The 21,435-nt window shown below is 31.5% G+C and carries 23 protein-coding genes; 17 read left to right on the top strand and 6 right to left on the bottom strand.

The window, feature by feature from the left end:
• From CCO88_RS09270 to CCO88_RS09245, 6 genes are all read right to left on the bottom strand, one after another.
• Positions 1-500, bottom strand: a 500-nt coding sequence (locus tag CCO88_RS09270) for a MetQ/NlpA family ABC transporter substrate-binding protein (RefSeq protein ID WP_002780423.1), incomplete at its 3' end; no start/stop codon positions are given.
• Positions 501-554: 54 nt separating this feature from the next.
• Entirely contained in the window at positions 555-1,328 is a 774-nt protein-coding gene (locus tag CCO88_RS09265; RefSeq protein WP_002776664.1) for a MetQ/NlpA family ABC transporter substrate-binding protein, read from the bottom strand.
• Between the two features lie 193 nt (positions 1,329-1,521).
• Entirely contained in the window at positions 1,522-2,427 is a 906-nt protein-coding gene (locus CCO88_RS09260; RefSeq protein WP_002776665.1) for a methionine ABC transporter permease, read from the bottom strand.
• On the bottom strand, positions 2,424-3,434 hold the full coding sequence (locus CCO88_RS09255) for a methionine ABC transporter ATP-binding protein (RefSeq protein ID WP_002840446.1): 1,011 nt from the start codon (positions 3,432-3,434) through the stop codon (positions 2,424-2,426). The genes CCO88_RS09260 and CCO88_RS09255 overlap by 4 nt, the downstream gene beginning before the upstream one ends.
• A gap of 5 nt (positions 3,435-3,439) precedes the next feature.
• Positions 3,440-6,052, bottom strand: a complete 2,613-nt coding sequence (locus CCO88_RS09250; RefSeq protein WP_002776667.1) for a valine--tRNA ligase — start codon at positions 6,050-6,052, stop codon at positions 3,440-3,442.
• A 24-nt stretch (positions 6,053-6,076) separates the two neighbouring features.
• Complete coding sequence (locus CCO88_RS09245; RefSeq protein ID WP_002840444.1) at positions 6,077-7,006, bottom strand: hypothetical protein; 930 nt, start codon at positions 7,004-7,006, stop codon at positions 6,077-6,079.
• Between the two features lie 121 nt (positions 7,007-7,127).
• On the opposite strand from CCO88_RS09245, the gene CCO88_RS09240 reads away from it, so the two are divergent.
• From CCO88_RS09240 to purU, 17 genes are all read left to right on the top strand, one after another.
• Positions 7,128-9,158 (top strand): ATP-dependent helicase, encoded by a 2,031-nt coding sequence (locus tag CCO88_RS09240; protein WP_002780416.1) that lies wholly within the window; start codon positions 7,128-7,130, stop codon positions 9,156-9,158.
• 47 nt (positions 9,159-9,205) lie between these two features.
• The gene (locus CCO88_RS09235; protein ID WP_002840441.1) at positions 9,206-9,943 is read left to right on the top strand and encodes a substrate-binding domain-containing protein; all 738 of its coding nucleotides are present in this window, start codon (positions 9,206-9,208) and stop codon (positions 9,941-9,943) included.
• 108 nt (positions 9,944-10,051) lie between these two features.
• Positions 10,052-10,579 carry a thiol peroxidase gene (tpx, locus tag CCO88_RS09230; RefSeq protein ID WP_002836677.1) on the top strand — a complete coding sequence of 176 codons (528 nt, stop codon included), beginning with the start codon at positions 10,052-10,054 and terminating at the stop codon, positions 10,577-10,579.
• A gap of 268 nt (positions 10,580-10,847) precedes the next feature.
• A complete protein-coding gene (gene napA / locus CCO88_RS09225) occupies positions 10,848-13,622 on the top strand; it encodes a periplasmic nitrate reductase subunit alpha (protein WP_002817095.1) in 2,775 nt (924 codons plus the stop codon).
• Positions 13,623-13,639: 17 nt separating this feature from the next.
• Positions 13,640-14,380: a ferredoxin-type protein NapG gene (gene napG / locus CCO88_RS09220; RefSeq protein WP_002784911.1), complete on the top strand. Its 741-nt coding sequence runs from the start codon at positions 13,640-13,642 to the stop codon at positions 14,378-14,380.
• A complete protein-coding gene (gene napH, locus CCO88_RS09215; protein WP_072233348.1) occupies positions 14,377-15,162 on the top strand; it encodes a quinol dehydrogenase ferredoxin subunit NapH in 786 nt (261 codons plus the stop codon). Before napG ends, napH begins: the two co-directional genes overlap by 4 nt.
• Positions 15,159-15,683: a nitrate reductase cytochrome c-type subunit gene (locus tag CCO88_RS09210; RefSeq protein ID WP_072212040.1), complete on the top strand. Its 525-nt coding sequence runs from the start codon at positions 15,159-15,161 to the stop codon at positions 15,681-15,683. The genes napH and CCO88_RS09210 overlap by 4 nt, the downstream gene beginning before the upstream one ends.
• 4 nt (positions 15,684-15,687) lie before the next feature.
• Positions 15,688-16,608, top strand: a complete 921-nt coding sequence (locus CCO88_RS09205) for a WD40 repeat domain-containing protein (protein WP_002780405.1) — start codon at positions 15,688-15,690, stop codon at positions 16,606-16,608.
• On the top strand, positions 16,595-16,930 hold the full coding sequence (locus CCO88_RS09200; RefSeq protein ID WP_002776683.1) for a chaperone NapD: 336 nt from the start codon (positions 16,595-16,597) through the stop codon (positions 16,928-16,930). The genes CCO88_RS09205 and CCO88_RS09200 overlap by 14 nt, the downstream gene beginning before the upstream one ends.
• 13 nt (positions 16,931-16,943) lie before the next feature.
• A complete protein-coding gene (locus CCO88_RS10740; protein WP_002776684.1) occupies positions 16,944-17,120 on the top strand; it encodes a hypothetical protein in 177 nt (58 codons plus the stop codon).
• A complete protein-coding gene (locus CCO88_RS09195) occupies positions 17,117-17,797 on the top strand; it encodes an AzlC family ABC transporter permease (protein ID WP_002776685.1) in 681 nt (226 codons plus the stop codon). The genes CCO88_RS10740 and CCO88_RS09195 overlap by 4 nt, the downstream gene beginning before the upstream one ends.
• Complete coding sequence (locus tag CCO88_RS09190; RefSeq protein ID WP_002776686.1) at positions 17,787-18,107, top strand: branched-chain amino acid transporter permease; 321 nt, start codon at positions 17,787-17,789, stop codon at positions 18,105-18,107. The genes CCO88_RS09195 and CCO88_RS09190 overlap by 11 nt, the downstream gene beginning before the upstream one ends.
• Positions 18,107-18,688, top strand: coding sequence for a LysE family translocator (locus CCO88_RS09185; protein WP_004284218.1), 582 nt, complete (start codon positions 18,107-18,109; stop codon positions 18,686-18,688). The genes CCO88_RS09190 and CCO88_RS09185 overlap by 1 nt, the downstream gene beginning before the upstream one ends.
• Positions 18,689-18,731: 43 nt before the next feature.
• Positions 18,732-18,980, top strand: coding sequence for a tetratricopeptide repeat protein (locus CCO88_RS09180; protein ID WP_087721326.1), 249 nt, complete (start codon positions 18,732-18,734; stop codon positions 18,978-18,980).
• On the top strand, positions 18,977-19,474 hold the full coding sequence (gene ciaD, locus CCO88_RS09175; protein ID WP_002776689.1) for an effector protein CiaD: 498 nt from the start codon (positions 18,977-18,979) through the stop codon (positions 19,472-19,474). Before CCO88_RS09180 ends, ciaD begins: the two co-directional genes overlap by 4 nt.
• Positions 19,443-20,558 carry a tRNA nucleotidyltransferase/poly(A) polymerase family protein gene (locus tag CCO88_RS09170; RefSeq protein WP_002780402.1) on the top strand — a complete coding sequence of 372 codons (1,116 nt, stop codon included), beginning with the start codon at positions 19,443-19,445 and terminating at the stop codon, positions 20,556-20,558. Before ciaD ends, CCO88_RS09170 begins: the two co-directional genes overlap by 32 nt.
• Positions 20,559-21,383: a formyltetrahydrofolate deformylase gene (gene purU / locus CCO88_RS09165; RefSeq protein WP_002780400.1), complete on the top strand. Its 825-nt coding sequence runs from the start codon at positions 20,559-20,561 to the stop codon at positions 21,381-21,383.
• The last annotated feature ends 52 nt before the right edge of the window (positions 21,384-21,435 follow it).

Raw genomic sequence — 21,435 nt, 5'->3', positions numbered from 1 at the left:
ATAAATTTAAGATTTTTAGGATTTTTCTTTATATCTAATGGGGTTTTAAGAGTATTTTGATTTAACTCAATCAAGCCAGCTTTTTCTAAAAGCTCCAAAGCTCTACTCTCATTTGTAGCGTCATTAGGTATAGCAACCCTAGCACCTTTTTTAAGATTCTTTAAATCTTTAATTGTTTTGCTATAAATTCCTACTGGTGCGATGACAACAGGCGTTGTTGGGGTTAAATTTGTGCCTTTTTGAGCATTGTATTCTTCTAAAAAGGGTTTGTGCTGATATAAATTTGCGTCAAGTTCTTTTTCTTCTAAGGCTCTATTAGGCAGTATATAATCAGAAAATTCTATTATTTTTAATTCATAACCCTTATCTTTAAAATCATCTTTAACTTTTTCTAGTAAGCTTGCAAAGGGATTTGGTGTAGCTCCTATGGTTATGGTTTTGGCAAATATAGGACTTAAATTCAGTAAGCAAAATAATAAAATAATTTTAAATAATTTCATAAAAAACTCCTTTGGTGATTAAAAAAAGAAGAGTCCCTAAAAAAGGGACAAGGATTAAAATGCAGGCAGAATTGAGCCTTTGTATTTTTCGATGATAAATTGTTTAACTTTCTCACTTTGTAGAGCTTTTGCTAAAGCTTGGATTTTAGGATCATTTTCATTTCCTGTTTTTACTACAAGGATGTTTGCATAAGGGCTTTCTTTATCTTCTATAAATACGCCATCTTGAGCTGGATTTAAATTCGCAGAAAGTGCATAGTTAGAATTAATTACAGCAAAATCCACATCATTTAAAGCTCTTGGAAGTTGAGCAGCTTTAAGCTCTACAAATTTTATTTTCTTTGGATTTGTTGTGATGTCAAGTGGAGTTTTAAGAGCTTTTTCTTTAAACTCCACCAAACCTTTTTTTGCGATAATATCTAAAGCTCTACTCTCATTGGTTGGGTCATTTGGTATAGCTATAGTAGCGCCTTCTTTGATATCATCTAAACTTTTATATTTTTTAGAATAAACAGCCATAGGTTCGATATGCACATTAGCTACTTTGGTGAGTTTGGTACCTTTATTTTTATTGAATTCTTCTAAATAAGGTGTGTGCTGAAAGAAATTTGCATCCACTTCTCCGCTGTCTACAGCTAGATTAGGTAAAACATAATCTGTAAATTCTTTGATTTCGAGTTTATAACCTTGTTTTTCTAGTTCAGGTTTTACCTGCTCTAATATTTCAACATGAGGAACTGGAGTTGCTGCGATACTGATAGTTTCTGCGGCTGTTAAATTTACAGCCAAACCTAAAAAACTTGCTACGATTAAATTTTTGATATTCATTTTAATTTCCTTATATAGTCATTTTTGTGCTTGCTTTAATCTTAATCACTCTGACTATCAGGAAGAAGCATTATGAGAAATCTTGATAGTCAGACTAGCGCATCTGAGGCATCATCTGTTAATCCTTTTAAAAATTTTTTGGCTTATTCTACTTAAAAAAACTTATATTTAAATTAAAACCGGATTTAATTTTTTATTTTTTAAGGAATTTATAAATAAAACACAGAGCAAGAACGATTAAAATAATTGCTTGCCAAACAAAACTTTCATCGTTGTTTATATTGATGATTATGCTAATTACAAATAAGGCTATTAAAGTAGCAAGAATGTATAAAGTTTTGCTATTTTTAGCCCAAGTGTAAAATAAATTGCCTAAAATTTGAACCAATTGCACCAATACAAGTAAGATAACTACCGTTTGAATCATGATTTCTTTATTAAAGCGTTCATAACCATAGCGAATCGCCACATCTCCAAGTCCGCCACCACCGACAGTTCCTGCAAGAGCTGAAAAACCTATGGTAAAAATCAAAGTCAAAGTTATACCGCTAATAATATTTGGCAAGGATTCGTTAAAAATCACTTTAAAGATGATTTGAGTATTGCTTGCACCGTAGCTTTTTGCAGCTTCTATAATGCCATGATCTACTTCCTTAAAAGCACTTTCTAACATCTTTGCCAAATAAGGTGCTATACCTATAGCTAAAGGAACTATGGCTGCATTTGTGCCAATACTAGTGCCCACTATAATTTTAGAAAGAGGTAAAAGCACAACAATCAATATAAGAAAAGGAAAAGCTCTTAAAAGATTGGTGATAAAATCTAAAACCGCATAAGCGATTTTATTATGCTTGATACCATTTTTATCCCAAATAGCAAGTAAAATTCCAGGAATTATAGCTAAAATAAAACCAAAAAATACAGCCATTAAACTCATATAAATAGTTTCATTTAAAGCAGGTTTTAAAATATTTTCATAGTTTTGTGCAAAGGTGCTGATGGAATTTAGAGATACCTCTTTGATACCTTGCCAAGAAAATTCAGTAAAAAATTGCGAAATTCTTCCCAAAAATGCATCAAATATAGACACTTCATTCATGATACTACCTCCCATAAAACCCCACTTTGTTCTATATAATTAAGAACTTTACTTTTATCGTTTTCATCGATATTAATCACTAGATTTCCCAAAGCATTTCCATTAAGCTTTTCAATTTTACCCCAAACAATATTAAAATCGATATTAAGAGTTCTTGCCATATGCGTAATAATACTATTTTGCGCTACTTCTTTTGGGAAGTAAAGCTTGATATTTAAACCTGTTGAAGGCAAGAAATCACTTTCGCCCAAAAATTCTTTCATTTTTTCATTAGGTTTTAAAAAGAGCTCATCAATTGCGCCACTTCCTATAATCTGACCATGTTCTAAAAGTAAAGCTTTTTGAGCAACATCTTTTACAACATCCATTTCGTGTGTGACTAAAACCACGGTTATTCCAAATTCAGCATTGATTTTAGCAATGAGTTCTAAAATATTTTTTGTTGTATTAGGATCAAGAGCTGAAGTGGCTTCATCACTAAGTAAAATTTTAGGATTTAAAGTCAAGGCTCTAGCAATGGCCACGCGTTGTTTTTGCCCCCCACTAAGTTCTCTGGGGTAGGCTTTGTTTTTATGATCAAGCCCTACAACATCAAGCAAAGAATTGACTTTTTGATTTAAATCTTTTTCGCTCATATATTCTTTGCCAAAAAGCTTAGAATAAATTTTGCATTGGCTATAATGCATTCTTAAAGGCATTGCAACATTTTCGAATACATTTTTTCTTTCCATTAAGGCAAAATTTTGAAAAATCATACCTATATCTTTTCTTAACATTCTAAGCTTTTTAGGATTATTTTGACTTAGATCTTTTATTTCAGCATCAAGCACTTTTAAACTTCCTTCTTGATAGCTTTCAAGTCCATTGATACATCTTAAAAGAGTAGATTTTCCAGCACCGCTGTGTCCTACGATAGCATAGATTTCACCTTTTTTTATCTCCAAGGAAACATCATTAATAACCAGTTCTTTTCCGTAATATTTTTTTAAATTTTGTATTTTTATCAAAGTTTTTAACCTTTTAAATTTGCTAGTTCAGCTGATATTTTTTCAAGCTGAGTTTTTAAATTTGCCAAAGCTTCTTTATTCTGTTCTACGACTTCTTTAGGCGCATTGGCAATAAATTTTTCATTTGACAACATAGCATTTAGTTTGGTACTTTCTTTTTCTAGCTTTGTTTTTTGATTTTCAAGCCTTGTTAAAATACCGCTTAAATCTACATTATTAAGCGTGATGAAAATTTCTAAATTTTCACTTACATCGCAAATGGCTTTTTGTAGTTTGTTTTCTGTAAATTCTATATTTTCGCATTTGGCAAGCATGGTGATGAACTTCATATAGGATTTGATTTCATCTTGCATTTTTTTATCATTTAATTTAATATAGGCTTTTTCTATTTTTGAATTTCCTAAATCCACAAGGCTTTTAGCGCGGCGTATGCTAACAATGCTTTCTATGATCAAAGAGAAAATTTCTTCTATATTGGAATTTTTTGCATGAAATTGTGGGTATTTGCTTATCATTATGGAGGCACTTGTTTTAAGTTCACTTTTACTAAGCTTGTGATACAGATACTCACTGATAAATGGCATAAAAGGATTCAAGAGTTTTAAAGCCTCTTTGAAAATGCTTCCTAGTTCTTTTACTGATTCTTTTTGAGCTTTGCTAAGTTCTATCCCCCAATCGCAAAAATCATCCCAGAAGAATTTATAAAGTGTGTTTGCAGCATCATTAAAGCGATAATTGTCTAAATTTTCTCTCACATTTTTTACACAATCTTGAAATCTAGAATAAACAAATTGAGCTAATGCGCTTTTAAGTTCTATCTTTTCTAAGTCTTCAAATTGCTCTTCATTTAAAAGTAGATAATTTGTCGCATTATAGATTTTATTTGTGAAATTTCTAACTTGTAAAAGTTTGTCATTGCTAAGCTTGATATCGCGTCCTTGTATAGCAAGCAAGGCTAAGGTGAAACGCAAGATATCGGCGCTATATTCTTTAATGCTTTCATTTGGATCAATAACATTTCCAAGACTCTTACTCATTTTTCTACCTTGCTCATCTTTAACAAGAGCGTGTAAATAAATATCTTTAAAAGGTAAAGCCCCTAAAGCATTTGTACTTTGAAACATCATTCTAGCTACCCAGAAAAACAAAATATCAAAACCGGTTATCAATAAAGAATTAGGATAAAATTCTTTTAAATCTTCTTCAAACCAGATTTTATCTTTTCCCCAAGTATCATTTCCCCATCCAAGTGTACTTATTGCCCAAAGTCCCGAAGAAAACCAAGTATCGAGTACATCTTCATCTTGTTTGAAATTTTGCCCTCCGCATTTTGGACAAGCTTTTGGTGTATCTTGACTTGCCCATTCATGCGAGCATTCACAATAATACACAGGAATTTGATGTCCCCACCAAAGTTGTCTTGAAATACACCAAGCCCTTAAATCTTTCATCCAAGCATTAAAGCTATTAACCCAATGGCTTGGATAAAATTTACTCTCGCCAAGAGCTACTTTTTCTATACTTTCTTTGGCGATTTCTTGCTTTACAAACCATTGTTTTGAAATATAAGGTTCGACTATATTGTTGCAACGATAGCAATATCCTACTTGATTGTTATGTTCTTCTATTTTATCTATAAAGCCAAGACTATCCAGTTTAGCTACAATTTTATCTCTAGCTTCTAATCGTTCTAAGCCTTTAAATTCCAAACAATGCTCGTTTAAAATTCCTTTTTCATCAAAAACACTTATAAATTCTAAATTATGTCTAAGTCCTACTTCATAGTCATTCATATCATGAGCAGGGGTAACCTTTACAACCCCTGTTCCAAATTCTTTTTCTACATGTTCATCAGCTATGATTTTAATGGCTTTATTGCTCAAAGGCAAGATCAGTTCTTTTCCTATAAATTGTTTATAACGCTCATCATCAGGATGAACCATGACTGCAGTATCACCAAAAAAAGTCTCAGGACGCGTTGTTGCTACGACTAGGTATTCATCACTATCTTTTAAATAATATTTTATATGATAAAGTTTGCCTTTGTTTTCTTTGTATTCTACTTCTATATCACTTAAAGCTCCATCGTGAGTGCACCAATTGATCATATAGTTTCCACGCACGATAAGTTTTTTATCGTAAAGTTCCACAAAAGCTTTTTTTACAGCATTTGCTAAGCCTTCATCCATAGTAAAACGCAAGCGGCTCCAAGCAGGAGTAATTCCTAGAGTTCTCATTTGATCTAGGATTTTTCCACCGCTTTGTTCTTTCCATTCCCAAATTTTTTCTATAAATTTTTCGCGACCCAATTCTTCTTTTTTAATGCCTTGAGCAAGAAGTTGTTTTTCTACAACATTTTGAGTGGCAATTCCTGCATGGTCAAGTCCTGGTTGATAAAGAACTTTATAGCCATCCATTCTCTTATATCGTGTCATAATATCTTGCAAAGTAAAGGTTAAAGCATGGCCTATGTGTAAAACGCCTGTTACATTAGGCGGTGGCATCATGATACAAAAATTTTTATTTTTTTCTTGTATGGCTTTATTTCCATCGATTTCAAAATACCCACGCTCTTCGCAAATTTGATAATATGTTTTTTCTATGCTTTTATCATACATTATTTTTTACCTTTTTTACGCGGCTTATTTTACGGAAGTAATTTCTATGATTTCACAAAATGGAAAAAAGTATTGAGCCTTGTTAAGTCCAGTTTTTAAGCTATTTATATGCTTAGAAAATTCACTTCCTTTTCCTTCTTTTTTAGTTTGAAGCTTAAATCTTTCTATAATTTCTTCGCGTGCTACATATTGATTAAGCACTTCAGGGGTTTTAATATAAGGTGAAATTTTATCCATACTTATATATTTATAAGATTTTTTCATATCAGAGAAAATAATATCTTTATTGTAAATAGTTAAACTCATTTCTCCCTTAGGCAGCATTTTAACAAAAACACTAAGAAAATAGTCTTTAGAATTATCTTCTATAATCGCTAACATATCTTTTAAAAGCTTGATTCTATAATCGCTTAAGAATTTACCATCAAGCACATAAACTTTCATATTTTCTGTACTTAGTTGAGGTTCAAGGCGACTATTTTTTCCCAAGCTTAAATATTCTTGCGCTGGGCTTAGTTTTTTAGCTTGATAATTTGTTTTATTGTTATTTGTATTTTGAGGCTTAAATATTTTTTCCTGTTCTAAAATTTTTTGCTGTTTACTGATTTCTTTTTCAATCGCTGCTAGTTTTTCTTCATTGTTTTGTTTTGCAATTTGAGAAGATTTTGTATCGCTTTTGTTGTCATCGTTAATGATGTTATTTGCATCCTTTTCATCTTGCTTGTCTTGTATTAAATTTATATTTTCATTATTTGTATTTGTAATATCAGAAACATAAGAGTTTTGGGTTGTTGTATGGGTGTTATTGCTGTATTGGTTTTGTTCTGTTGAAGTTTGTGTTATAGGTGTATAGCTAGGTTTAGAATACTCAAAAAGATAGTAATAAGTTCCGCTAAGTATTAAAATCACAACGACTAAAATCCCTACAATAATAGAAAAAAATTTAAAATTCATCTTTAATTCCTTAACAAATAAAATAAATTGAATATTGTACTATATATTAATATAAATAAATGTTAAATTTTTATATTTTTAAGCATTTTTTTTCTATAATTCGTGCTTTTTAAGGAAAAAAATGCCACTTTCTAGATTAAATGAAGAGCAGTATTTAGCTGCTACTGCAAATTTTGGACACAATCTGATCATAGCAAGCGCGGGGACGGGAAAAACTTCTACCATAGTTGCAAGAATTTCTTATCTTTTAAGCCAAGGTGTATCGCCGCAAAAAATCATGCTTTTGACTTTTACTAATAAAGCCAGTAAAGAAATGATAAGCCGTTTGGGGAAATATTTTGACAAAAATATTACAGGAAAAATTTTAGCAGGAACTTTTCATAGCACAGCCTATACCTTGCTTAAAAGCGCAAATAAAGATGTGGTTTTAAAACAGGCCAGTGAGTTAAAAACCCTACTTAAAAGTGTTTATGAAAAAAGAACCTTTAGACATTTAAGTGATATAAAACCTTATCAGTCAAGCTATTTATATGATATATATTCTTTATTTCAAAACAAGGCTTATGATCAAGATTTTTACCATTGGTTTTGCGTAAATTATGAAGATCAAAGTATTTATGCAGAAATTTATGAAGATATATTAAAAGAATACAGTGAAGAAAAAAAGCGTTTTAATTATGTAGATTTTAACGATTTACTTTTGAATTTAAAAACTCTTTTAAATGAAAAAAAATACGAATTTGATGAAATTTTGGTAGATGAATATCAAGATACTAATGCGCTTCAGAGTTCTTTAATCGAGGCTTTTGAGAGTAAGAGCTTATTTTGTGTGGGGGATTATGATCAAAGTATTTATGCTTTTAATGGTGCAGATATTAACATAATAGGTGGATTTAAGCAGCGTTTTAAGGATGCTCAAATTTTTTCTCTAAACAAAAACTACCGTTCTTCAAGAAGTATTCTAGCTTTGGCAAATAAGGTAATTTTAAACAACGAAAGACTCTATCCAAAGGAGCTTATAGTTACAAGAAAAGATGAATTTAAAGCCCCTTCTTTACTGACTTTTGAAGAATTGTTTGATCAATATCAAAATATAGCCAAAATGATACTTACTAGCGGAGTGAGCTTGGAAGAAATTGCTGTTATTTTTCGCAATAATTCGAGTGCAGATGGTATCGAGGTGGCCTTAAGAGAGCAAGGGATCGCAAGTGTGAGAAAAGGCAGCGGGAGTTTTTTTGAAAGCTTGGAGGTTAAAGCCTTTAGTGCTATGCTTGCTCTTGTGGTAAATCCTAAGGATATCATGGCATTTATTCATTTGGTTCAGTATACCAAAGGAGTAGGCGGAGTTTTAGCAAAGGAAATTTTTGATGCTCTTTTAAAATTAGGTCATGGTAGCTTGATAAGGGGTTTTTTAGAACCTGATAAAAGTGTAAATTTGCAAAACCATCAAAAAAGAAATTACCAGCTTGGGCTTTTTGCAGACTTAGAAGAACTAGCCAGTGAAAATCGTTTTAAATTTGAGAGTGAGTTCAATGCTCATCCTATCTTAAAACTTTCAAAGATTAATGATTTATGTGCTAAAAATTTAGAAAAAATTTATTTTTTCTTAAAAAAAGCTATGGAAACAAAACATTCTTTAGTACTGGTTAATTTAATTTGTGAAAATTCTTTTTATAAGGAAATTTGCGAAGAATTAGCCATCAAAAGAGCGACAAATAAAGCAGGGCAAGTGGATCTTTTAAGAAAAAAAGAAAATTTAGAAAAGATAGAAACGAAATTTAATGTTTTAAAAGAACTCACTAAAAATTATAGCGATATTTATAAGTATTATAATTTTTTAACCCTAGGTGCAAGCGAAATGAGTAATGGCAAGGGTGTAAATTTGCTTAGCGTGCATGCAAGCAAGGGTTTGGAATTTGATTTGGTATTTGTGATCGATCTTGCACAAGGGCGTTTTCCTAATCAAAAACTCATGAGCATGGGCGGAAGCTTGGAAGAAGAAAGAAGGCTGTTTTATGTTGCGGTAACAAGGGCTAAAAATATACTTTATCTTAGCTATGCAAAATACGACAAAAATAAAAAAACTGCTTTTACACCTTCGTGTTTTCTTATAGAAGCAGGGCTTTGCAAGGGAGAGTTAACCATAGATTGATAACATTTTCTTTCAAAATAAATATCATTGAAAGAAAGGTTTAAAATATGAAAAAATATTTATTTTTAAGTTTAGTCGCAGCAAGTTTTTTAAATGCTGAAGTTTTAATTTATGGTCCTGGCGGTCCTGCGCCGGTTATGAAAGAACTAGCATTGAAATTTGAAGAAAAAACTAAAGAAAAAGTTGTAGTGACTGCAGGTCCTACCTCATCGTGGTTTAAAAAGGCTAGAAAAGATGCGGATTTGATTTTTTCGGGTAATACTTCTATGATGGATGGATTTATCAAAAGAATTCCTAGCTTGAATTTAGAAGATTTGGTTGTTTTAAATGCCCGTCCTTCAGGTATCATCGTGCGTCCTAATAACCCAAAAAATATCAAAAGTTTTGAGGATATTTTAAAAGATAATGTAAATGTTATGGTTGTTGATGGTGCAGGTCAAGTTGGACTTTATGAGGATATGGCTTTAAAAGATGGTAAAAGAGAAAATTTGGTCAAGTTGCGTAAAAATATTAAAGTTTATGCTAAAAATTCTAAAATAGCTATAGATGAGTGGAACAACAATCCAAACATAGACGCTTTAATTATTTGGTCGCATTGGGCTAAGGTTTTAGGAGATAAGGCTTTGTTTATCGAAGATGAAAAAGCAGCAGTTTATCGCACAGCTGAAATCATTCCTACCAAAAAAGGACTTCAAAATAAACAAGCTTTAGAATTTGTGAAATTTATTCAAAGTAAAGAAGCCCAAAAAATTTGGAAAAAACATGCTTGGAATGAAGTTGAGTGATTTTAAGCTGAGTATTTAAAGAATTAATAATAATTATTAAGATATAATAATTTTCGAAACATTAAAATTACAAAAATGTTTCAATTTATAAAAATAAAGGATGACAAAATGAGTTCAGTAAATTTTAAAGGAAACCCAGTAAAACTTAAAGGAAATTCAGTAGAAGTTGGAGCAGATGCTCCTAAAGTAGGACTTAAGGCTAAAGATTTAAGCACGATTGAAATTGGTGCTGCAGGTAAAACACAAATTGTTTTAAGTCTTCCAAGCTTAGATACTCCAGTTTGCGCAACTGAAGCAAGAGAATTTAACAAAAAAGTAGCAAGCTACAATGGAGCTGAAGTTGTAGTTGTAAGTATGGATTTACCTTTTGCTATGGGTAGATTTTGCAGTACTGAAGGTATAGAAAATCTAAGTGTTGCTAGCGATTTTGTAGCAAAAGAATTTGGAGAAAAATATGGCGTTTTAATTGGTGAAGGTCCACTAGAAGGTCTTTTAGCTCGTGCTGTATTTGTAATCAAAGATGGTAAAGTCGCTTATAAAGAATTAGTAAGTGAAGTGACAGAAATGCCAGATATTGCAAAACTTGATGCATTTTTTGGTGGCTCTAGCTGCTGCGGCGGATGCGGTTGTCATTAATTTTCTACATATAAAGCCCCCAATGGGGCTACTTTCTTAGCTTTTTAAACAAAATCATTTATCAAACATTATTTTATATTTTTATTAGATTAGAGTTTTCTAGCCTGTTTTATTTTTTATAATCTTATTATTTCAAAAATGATAAAAGGACAATAAAAGTCCTATAAAATAGGGCTTTGAAATTATTATTTTTTGCAAAAAATTCAAGATAATTTTATTTTCTATTTTTTATAATAAAATGATTTTTATTATTTTGGAGGATTAGAGTATGAATAGAAGGGATTTTATTAAAAATACCGCTATTGCGAGTGCTGCTAGTGTTGCAGGTCTTAGTGTCCCAAGGCCAGTATTTGGCGCACAAGAGGAAGAATGGAAATGGGATAAAGCCGTTTGTAGATTTTGCGGAACGGGCTGTGGAATTATGATAGCTAGAAAAGATGGCAAAATTGTAGCAATCAAAGGTGATCCTGCTGCTCCTGTAAATCGTGGCCTTAATTGTATTAAAGGATATTTTAACGCTAAAATCATGTATGGAGAAGATCGTCTTGTTATGCCTTTGCTTCGTATGAATGATAAGGGAGAATTTGACAAAAAAGGAAAATTCAAGCAAGTTTCCTGGCAAAGAGCCTTTGATGAAATGGAAAAACAATTTAAAAAAGCCTACAATGAACTCGGCGTTACAGGTATAGGGATTTTTGGTAGTGGGCAATACACTATCCAAGAAGGTTATGCTGCTTTAAAACTTGCAAAAGCGGGTTTTAGAACAAATAATATCGATCCAAATGCAAGACATTGTATGGCCTCTGCAGTGGTTGGTTTTATGCAAACTTTTGGTGTAGATGAGCCATCAGGCTGTTATGATGATATAGAACTTACCGATACTATCATCACTTGGGGAGCTAATATGGCTGAAATGCACCCTATACTTTGGTCAAGAGTTAGCGATAGAAAGCTAAGCAATCTTGATAAAGTTAAAATTGTGAATTTAAGCACTTTTTCTAATCGTACTTCAAATATTGCTGATATTGAAATCATTTTTAAACCTAATACAGATTTAGCTATTTGGAACTATATAGCAAGAGAGATTGTTTATAATCATCCTGAAGCTATGGATAAAAAATTCATTAAAGATCATTGTGTATTTGCAACAGGTTATGCAGATATTGGTTATGGCATGAGAAATAATCCAAACCATCCTAAATTTAAAGAAAGCGAAAAAGATACCGTTGCAAAAGAAAATGCAATCACTTTAGATGAAGAAGAAGCAACCTCTCTTTCTTATCTTGGTGTGAAAGCGGGTGATAAATTTGAAATGAAACATCAAGGCGTAGCTGATAAGAATTGGGAAATTTCTTTTGAAGAATTCAAAAAAGGTTTAGCACCTTATACTTTAGAATATACCGCAAAAGTAGCCAAGGGTGATGATAATGAATCTTTAGAAGATTTTAAGAAAAAACTCCAAGAATTGGCTAATTTATATATAGAAAAAAATCGTAAAGTAGTGAGCTTTTGGACTATGGGCTTTAACCAACACACAAGAGGCTCTTGGGTAAATGAACAAGCTTATATGGTGCATTTTTTACTTGGCAAACAAGCTAAGCCAGGTAGTGGGGCTTTCTCTTTAACAGGACAACCAAGTGCTTGTGGAACTGCTAGAGAGGTAGGAACATTCTCTCACCGCTTGCCTGCAGATATGGTCGTGGCAAATCCAAAACACAGAGAAATTTCAGAAAAAATTTGGAAAGTGCCTGCAAAAACAATCAATCCAAAACCAGGTTCGCCTTATCTTGGTATTATGAGGGATTTAGAGGATGGTAAAATTAAATTTGCTTGGGTTCAAGTAAATAATCCATGGCAAAATACCGCAAATGCAAATCACTGGATCACAGCAGCTAGAGATATGGATAATTTTATCGTTGTGAGTGATTGTTATCCTGGAATTTCAGCAAAAGTAGCCGATCTTATCTTGCCAAGTGCGATGATTTATGAAAAATGGGGTGCTTATGGTAATGCTGAAAGAAGAACTCAACACTGGAAACAACAAGTTTTACCTGTAGGTGCTGCTATGAGTGATACTTGGCAAATTTTAGAATTTGCAAAACGCTTTAAGCTTAAAGAGGTTTGGAAAGAACAAAAAGTAGATGATAAGCTTACTTTACCAAGTGTACTAGAAGAAGCAAAAGCTATGGGTTATAGCGAAGATGATACGCTTTTTGATGTTTTATTTGCCAATAAAGAAGCAAAAAGCTTTACTTCAAATGATGCTGTTATGAAAGATTATGACAATAGTGAAGTTAAGGGTGATGAAAGAAAAATTCAAGGCAGTGATGGAAAAGAATTTAAAGGATATGGCTTTTTTGTTCAAAAATATCTTTGGGAAGAGTATCGTAAATTTGGTTTAGGCCATGGTCATGATTTGGCTGATTTTAACACTTATCATCAAGTAAGAGGTCTAAGATGGCCAGTGGTAAATGGTAAAGAAACACAATGGAGATTTAATACTAAATTTGATTATTATGCCAAAAAAGCTGCTCCAAATTCAGATTTTGCTTTCTATGGTGAATTTAATAAAATGCTTACCAATGGGGATTTGATAGCTCCTAAGGATGAAAAAGAACATAGTATTAAAAATAAAGCTAAAATTTTCTTTAGACCATTTATGAAAGCACCTGAAAGACCAAATGAAGAGTATCCATTCTGGCTTTCAACTGGAAGGGTTTTAGAGCATTGGCATAGTGGGACTATGACTATGCGTGTGCCAGAGCTTTACCGTGCTGTTCCAGAAGCACTTTGTTATATGAGTGAAAAAGATGGTGAAAAATTAGGTTTAAATCAAGGAGATTTAGTTTGGGTAGAATCGCGTCGTGGTAAAGTAAAAGCAAGAGTAGATATGCGTGGCAGAAACAAACCACCTGTAGGACTTGTTTATGTGCCTTGGTTTGATGAGAATGTATATATCAATAAAGTTACTCTAGATGCAACTTGCCCACTTTCTAAGCAAACTGACTTTAAAAAATGTGCGGTAAAAATCTATAAAGCTTAAGATAAAGGTTTGATTTGATGAAAGATAGAAGAGAATTTTTTGCTAGTGCTTTTAAAGGTTTGTGTCTTTGTACTGCGGGTGGATTTTTGGCAAATTTAAGCTTAAAGGCTGACGATGATTACGCCTTGAGGCCACCAGGAGCTGAAGATGAGGCGAGATTTTTAAGCAAATGTATTCGTTGTGGTTTGTGTGTAAAAGCCTGTCCATACAATACTTTAAAACTTGCTACTTTGTTAGATAGTGCAAAAAACGGAACTCCTTTTTTTAAGGCTAGAGAAATTCCTTGTTATCTTTGCAAGGACATACCATGTATTAAGGAATGTCCAACCGATGCTTTGGATAAAAAACATTTAGAGCAGGGCATAGAATCTTTAAAAATGGGTATTGCGATCGTAGATAGTGCTTCTTGTGTAGCGCATTGGGGAATTCAGTGTGATGCTTGTTATAGAGCTTGTCCTTTGATAGATAGGGCTTTAAAACTTGAACTTAAACGCAATGAGCGCACTGCTAAGCACGCCTTTTTATTGCCTAGTGTTGATCATGAAGTATGCGTAGGCTGTGGGCTTTGCGAGCTTGCGTGTATTACGGAAAAGCCTGCTATTCGTGTTTTACCACGCGAGTATGTTTTAGGTAAGGCTGGTTCGCATTATGTAAAGGGCTGGGATCAAGAGGATGAAGATCGTATAAAAGATGCAGATACTTCTAAATATTTTGATGCTAAAAAGGCAACAAATTATTTAAATGAGGGAGAATTTTGATGAGATATTTAATCGCTAGACGCATCGTTCAAATCGGAATTTTAGCTCTTTTTAGTTTTAAGGCTACGGATTTTATCTTAAAAGGAAATTTAAGTTCTTCTAGGCTTTTTGATACCCTGCCTTTAAGCGATCCTTTTGCAGTGATTCAAATTTATTTAGCAAGTTTTAGCATAGATTTAATGGCACTTATGGGAGCTTTGATCGTTTTAATTCTTTATGGAGCTTTCTTAGGTCGTGCTTTTTGTGCTTGGGTATGCCCTGTAAATTTGATTACTGATTTTGCTGCCTTTGTTCGCTCTAAAATGGCTTTTAAACAGAGTAAGGTTTTAATCTTAAGTAAAAATTTAAGATATTATATTTTAGCTTTGAGTTTAATTCTTTCTTTTGTATTGTCTTTGCCTGTATTTGAAAGTATGTCTTATATAGGCATTATACATAGAGGGATTATTTTTGGCACCACTTCTTGGATATTTATAGCTTTTATACTTTTTTGTATAGATGCTTTTTTGAGTCCTAGAGCGATATGTTCGCATTTGTGTCCTTTAGGGGCTTTTTATGCTTTCATCTCTCGTTTTGCGCTTTTAAAAATCAAGCACAATCATCAAAAATGCACTAAGTGTTATAAATGTATTGGAATTTGTCCTGAAAAACAAGTTCTTTGGATGATAGCTAAAGAAAGCGCGAGTGTAAATTCGGGGGAATGTATAAGATGTGGACGCTGTGTAGAAGTGTGTAACGATGATGCTTTAAATTTTAATATATTTGATTTAAGGAAAAAATAATGAAAAAGAAAACGATTTTACTAGGAAGCGTTGCTATAATGTTTTTAGCCGCTTGTGCGTTAAATAGTGGGGTGAGTTCAGAGCAAATTGGACTTAGGAAAGCAAGTTTGGAAAATGAAAATAAGGTAGCTTTGGTCGATGCTAGTTTTACTGCTTTACAGCCAGGTGAATCTGTGCTTTTTGAGCGTTCTTTTGAAAATGCACCACCGCTTATTTCGCATACTATTGAGGATATGTTGCCTATTACTAAGGATAATAACACCTGCCTTAGTTGCCATGATAAAGCAATTGCAACCGATGTTGGCGCAACTCCTCTTCCTGCGAGTCATTATTATGATTTTAGAACTAATAAAACCACAGGAGATGCGATCAGTGATTCGCGCTTTAATTGTACCCAATGTCATGTTCCACAAAGTGATGCAAAACCTTTAGTTGGAAATAGTTTTAAGGCTGAATTTAAAAATGAAGGCTTGAAAAATCGTTCTAATTTAATCGATGTAATTAATGAAGGTGTTGAGTAAAATAATGAAAAAAATTCTTTTCATTTTAAGCTTTTTATATATTTTATCTCCTGCTTATGAGCTAAAGCTTAATTCAAATATTACAGCTTTAAAGCTTGATCAGCAGGAGCTGTATATAGGCACTGATAAGGGTGAGATTTATGAGTATAATCTAAAAGATAAAAGCTTAAAAGAACTTTTATCTTTGCCTAAAATTAAAAATTATTATGAGGGTGATTTTGCTAGAATTTATAATATCGATGTTTATCAAAATTCTCTTTTGATACTTAGTGAAGGCGATTTTGGAGCAAAAAATTTAAGCCTTTATAATAACAATCTTCAAATTCAAACACTTCAAGAAAGCAGTGTTAAAGAGGCTTTTTTTATAGATGAAAATACCTATCTTTTGGTTTTATTGGGTTCTAAAATAGAGCTTGTTGATAAGGATTTAAAGCGTATAAATGAGTTTAAATTCTCTCATTCTAGTTTAAATGATGCAGCTTTAAATGAAGAAAAAACCAAGTTTATAGCAGGATTTGAAAGTGGGGAGGTGGAACTTTTTGATTTGAAAAGTTGGAAAATATTAAAAAACTATGATAAAATGCACAAAGATAATATCTATCAAGTTGATTTTAAAAATGATACTCTTATAAGTTGCGGCACAGATAGGCGTATAGGTTTGGTAAAAAATGAAGAGCAAACTTTTTTGCAAAAAGATTTTTTAATCTATACTTGCGCTTTAAGTCCTAGTGGGAAATTGGCTGCGTATAGTGATAATGAAGAGGGTTTTAATGAGGTTTTTGATACAAATACCCTAAAAACTGTTAGAATTTTCAAGGATGAAAATTTAATGAGTGAAATTATCATTTTTATCAACGAAAGAGAATTGATTATCTCAGGCTTTGGAGATAAAATTGTATTTAGGAGTTTAGATGAATCTTTCTAGCGTTTTGATCGTAGCTAAAGTACAACATATAGATGAATTAAAAAAAGAAATCTTAAAAATTCCTTCATGTTCAATAGAGCTTTGTGAGAATGAAAAAATCATCGTTGTGATAGAAAGTGAAAGTTTAGAAAAAGAGCTTGAGTCTTACAAAATGCTTGAAAAATTACCTCATATTATCAGTATAAATATGGTTTTTTCTTATCAAGATTTGGATAAAGATATCCAAAAAGCTATAAATAGCGGAGCGATACAAACTATAGAAAAAAATGAAAATGCTGAAAATATTCGTTATTATGGTAGTATTTACAATCAAATGTCTTGATTAAAGCTTTTAGATGGTTTTTTTAATTCCTTTGCTTATTATTATAGCTATTATTTTTGGTATTGATTATTTGTATTTTAATGATGAAAATGTCAAAGTAAAAGAAGAGCGACAAATTCATAAAAGCGATCCAAATTTAGATAAACAAAGAGAAGAATATCTAAAACATTTATTCAAAGAGAAAAAATGAAGCAAAGAGAACTCTTTCTTCTTACTATCCCTGTTTTAATGGGTTATATCCCTTTAGGGGCTGCTTTTGGAATTTTAGCTGCTAGTAAAGATTTTTCTTTGTTTGAAATTTTGCTTAGTTCAATTTTTATTTATGCAGGTGCTGGGCAATTTCTTTTAGTAGCTTTAGTGGCGCAAAATGTATCTTTTTTGATGATTTTTTTTACTTTGTTTTTATTGAATTTTCGCCATTTTTTCTATACTTTATCACTTTTAAAAGAGCTAAAATCCATTAATTTTCTAAGGCACTATATTATCTTTGCTTTAACAGATGAAAGTTTTGCTCTTTTAAGCTCTATTAAAGAGAAAATCAAAAATCTTAGTCGTGCGCAAAGATCGCTTATTATGTTTGAAGTTTGTTTATTGAATCAAATTTATTGGGTAATAGGTTCTGTTTTGGGTTATTATTTTAAGCAGGGTTTAAATATTGATTATTCGGGTGTAGAATTTAGTCTTAATGCCCTTTTTATTGTGCTAGCTTATGAGCTTTATAAACAAAATCCTAATTTAAAAATTTTACTTTATTCTTCTTTTGTGGCACTTTTTGCTTTATTTTGCATAGACAAGCCTTATATGTTAGCTTTTTGTATTTTTATCGCTCTGATGATTTTGATTTTTGGAAAAAAATATGTTAGATAAAAATATTTTATATGCGATTTTAGCAGCTTCTTTAGCGACTTATTTAACTCGTGTTTTAGCTTTTATTTTGTTTAAAAATAAAAAAGAAAACTATCACTTGCTTTTTGTGCAGTATAATATGCCTTTAGTTATCATCATCATTTTATTTTTTTATACTTTTTATGAGGTGGATTTTTATTCTTATCCTTATGGGCTTGATTTTATTGTCTCTTGTATTTTGGTATTTTTGATACATCTGCTTTTTAAAAATGCACTTCTTAGCATTATTTTAGGAACTATTTTTTATATGTTTGTGTTAAGATTGTTTTAATGGACTATACTTTATTTATCTTGACTTTTGTTTCGGTTTCTTTACTGCCAGGATTGTGTATGAGCCTAGCTTTTTCCTTGGGACTTTCTTTAGGATATAAAAATACTTTATGGATGATATTTGGCGAGCTTGTGGGATTAGCATTAGTGGTTTTGTGTTGTGCTTTGGGGATAGAGTTTATTTTGCGATATGAAAATTTATTTAAATTTTTTCAAATAGCGGGTGCTTTATATCTTTTATATATTGCTTTTATATTGTTTAAATCAAAAAGTCAAATTACTCAAGAAAAAATCATCCATAAGAAAAAATTTTCTCTTATCATCCAAGGCTTTATAGCTTCATCTTCTAATCCAAAAGCATGGATTTTTATGTTTTCCATCTTGCCTTCTTTTTTAAAATTTCAAGTGAATGTAAATATTTTGCTTTTGATTATTTTGTTGATAGAATTTTGCTCTTTAAGTCTTTATGCTTTAGGTGGAAGTATATTTAAGATCTTTATGAATAAGCATTTAGATAAAATCAATAAAATCAGCGCTTTGTTTATCTTTGCAATGGCTCTTAGCGTATTATATAAAGTTTAACTTAAAATGCTTTTTGCTAAAATTAAAAAAAATATTAGGAAAGATAATGAAAAACACAGTTACAGAAGCTTCCATTTATGAAGCCCAAGGGCTTAAGGATGAAGCTTTAGAGATTTATAAAAATATTTTAAAAGAAGATCCTAATAACCAAAATGCAATTGATGCAGTGCGTCGTCTTAGTGGGTTTCGTTCTAAGCATCAGGATTTAAATACTCAAATGCTTGATTTTTTTATAAATATGAAAAGCGATGAAGAGATCAATGAATTTAAAAGGTGGTTGATAAAAATATGAATTTAGAAGATTTGGCAAAGAAAACTATCAGTGAAGTTAGCTCTATCATGGAAGAACAAAGAAGGCAAAGTGAAATTCTAAAAGAACAAGAAGAGCTTAGAAAGACTCAAATTCAAGAGGATATGCCTACGGTTAAACTTAAGGAAGAGCCTATTTTGGAGCAAGAATTAGAAGATAAAATTTCTATGGCGAAATTTGAAGAAGAGCAAAAAATTCAAGAAGAGATAAAAAATTTAGATGAATTAAATCAAGAAAATAAAGAGCCAGTTAAAGAAGAGGCTGTTTTGCAAAGTGAAATTTTAAACCCTAGTATTATAGCAGAGGTGCAAACTCTTAATGAAGATATATTTTTAAAACACCTTAGAGAAAGAATTTTGGTTCTTTTTGAGGGTTTAAATAGTGTTAAGGAGGAGAATTTGGAACACAGACTTCAATTAACTATTAATTTTTTAGAGTTTTTGCTTGCAAACATCGAAGATAAGCTTAAAAAATAATGCAGATTTAAAATTTGTCATTGATTTTCTAAGTCCCTATACTCAAAGGGCTTATTTGGTTGGTGGGAGTGTAAGGGATTTATTTTTAGGTTTAGAAATTTATGATTATGATATAGAGCTTTACGATATAACGCCTAGTGATTTTGAAAAAATGATGAAAAAACTAGGCGCGCAAGGCTTTGGAAAAAGTTTTTTTGTATATAAATTTAAAAATTATGATTTTGCTCTTGCTAGAACTGAAAATAAGACAGGTTATGGGCATACGGGTTTTGAGGTGCAAATTTGTAATGATGAAAAATTAGGCGCCAAAAGACGCGATTTTACTATAAATTCTATGATGATCAATCTTTTTAATGATGAGTTTTTAGACTTTTATGGAGGATTAAAAGATCTAGAGCAGGGCATTTTAAGGCATATTGATCAAACAAGTTTTCAAGAAGATAGTTTAAGAATTTTAAGAGCAGTGGCTTTTGCTTCAAGATTTGATTTTAAAATAGCAGATGAAAGCTTAAAATTAATGCAAAGCATGAATATAAAAGATCTTAGCAGAGATAGGATCAATGCTGAGCTTTATAAATTTTTTAAAAGCTCTAAGCTTGAAGTGGGCTATAAATATTTACAAGAGCTTAATATGGAAAAAGAAATTTTTGGCTTTGATAGTGCTTTTAAAAGTATGGAATTTCAAGCTTTGCTTAGAAAAAGTAGAGAAGTAGTTAAAGACGATGCTTTGTTTTTGTATTTGTATTTAAATTTTTTTAATTTAAACAAAGAGGAATTTTTTAAAAAAAGCAAAATAAAAAAAGAGTATTTCAAAAAGGCAAATCAAGCTTTTTATCTTGATGAAATGAGTGATTTTGATTTAGCAAGTATTGCTTTGGATATGCCTTTAAAAGAATGGCTTGGGCTTTGGGATAAAGAGCGCATAAAGTGGGCTAAAAAATTCAAACTTTATGAGAACAAATTTAAAACAAGTATTTTAGCAAAAGATTTTCTTGATGCTGGAATTTATGGTAAAATGTTGGGTTTAAAGCTTAAAGAAGCAAGAGAAAATGAATTATATGAATATATTAAAAGGTTAAATTAAATGATTTCTGTATTAAAAATTTGCACCAAGGATCAAAAAGGTTTGATTTATCGTATTTCTGATGTGATTTTTAAATATCATATCAATATAGTAAAAAATGATGAATTTGTGGGCGAAGAAATGTTTTTTTTCCGCGCTATTTTAGAGGGTGAATTTGATAAAAAAGCCTTTATTGGGACACTTGAGGCGATGTTGGGAGAAGAAGCTTATATAGAGCTTTGTGAAAAAAGAAAGAAAGATATTATTGTTTTTGCTACTAAAGAAAGCCATTGTTTGGGAGATTTATTGATCAAGTATTATAGCAATGAGCTTGAGGCTAATATCAAAGCCGTGATTTCTAATCACGACGCTCTTAAAAACTTAGTAGAAAAATTTGAAATCCCTTATCATTGCATCAGTGCAGAAAATTTAAAGCGCGAAGAGCAGGAAAAACAAGTTTTAGAATGTTTAAAAGAATATCAGTTTGATTATTTGGTTTTGGCAAAATATATGAGAATTTTATCCCCTGATTTTGTCAAACATTTTGAAGGAAAGATAGTTAATATCCATCATTCTTTCTTGCCTGCATTTGTGGGAGCAAATCCCTATAAACAAGCTTTTGAGCGTGGGGTGAAGATTATTGGAGCTACGGCACATTTTGTTAATAATAATCTTGATGAAGGGCCGATTATCACTCAAGCAGTTTTGCCTGTAAGTCATGAATACACTTGGCAAGATATGCAGCAAGCTGGACGCAATGTTGAAAAAAATGTGCTTTCAAAAGCTCTTGATTTGGTTTTTGATGATAGAATTTTTATACATAAAAATAAAACCATAGTATTTTGATAAAAGATTGAGTATTTTTAAGCAAGTAAGTTTTATATTTTTATATAAAAAT

Origin of the sequence: Campylobacter coli LMG 9860 (assembly GCF_000254135.1) — a bacterium.
Taxonomy (GTDB): domain Bacteria; phylum Campylobacterota; class Campylobacteria; order Campylobacterales; family Campylobacteraceae; genus Campylobacter_D; species Campylobacter_D coli.
Note: the sequence above shows the minus strand (reverse complement) of the source record. Positions and strands in the feature narration are given on the sequence as shown.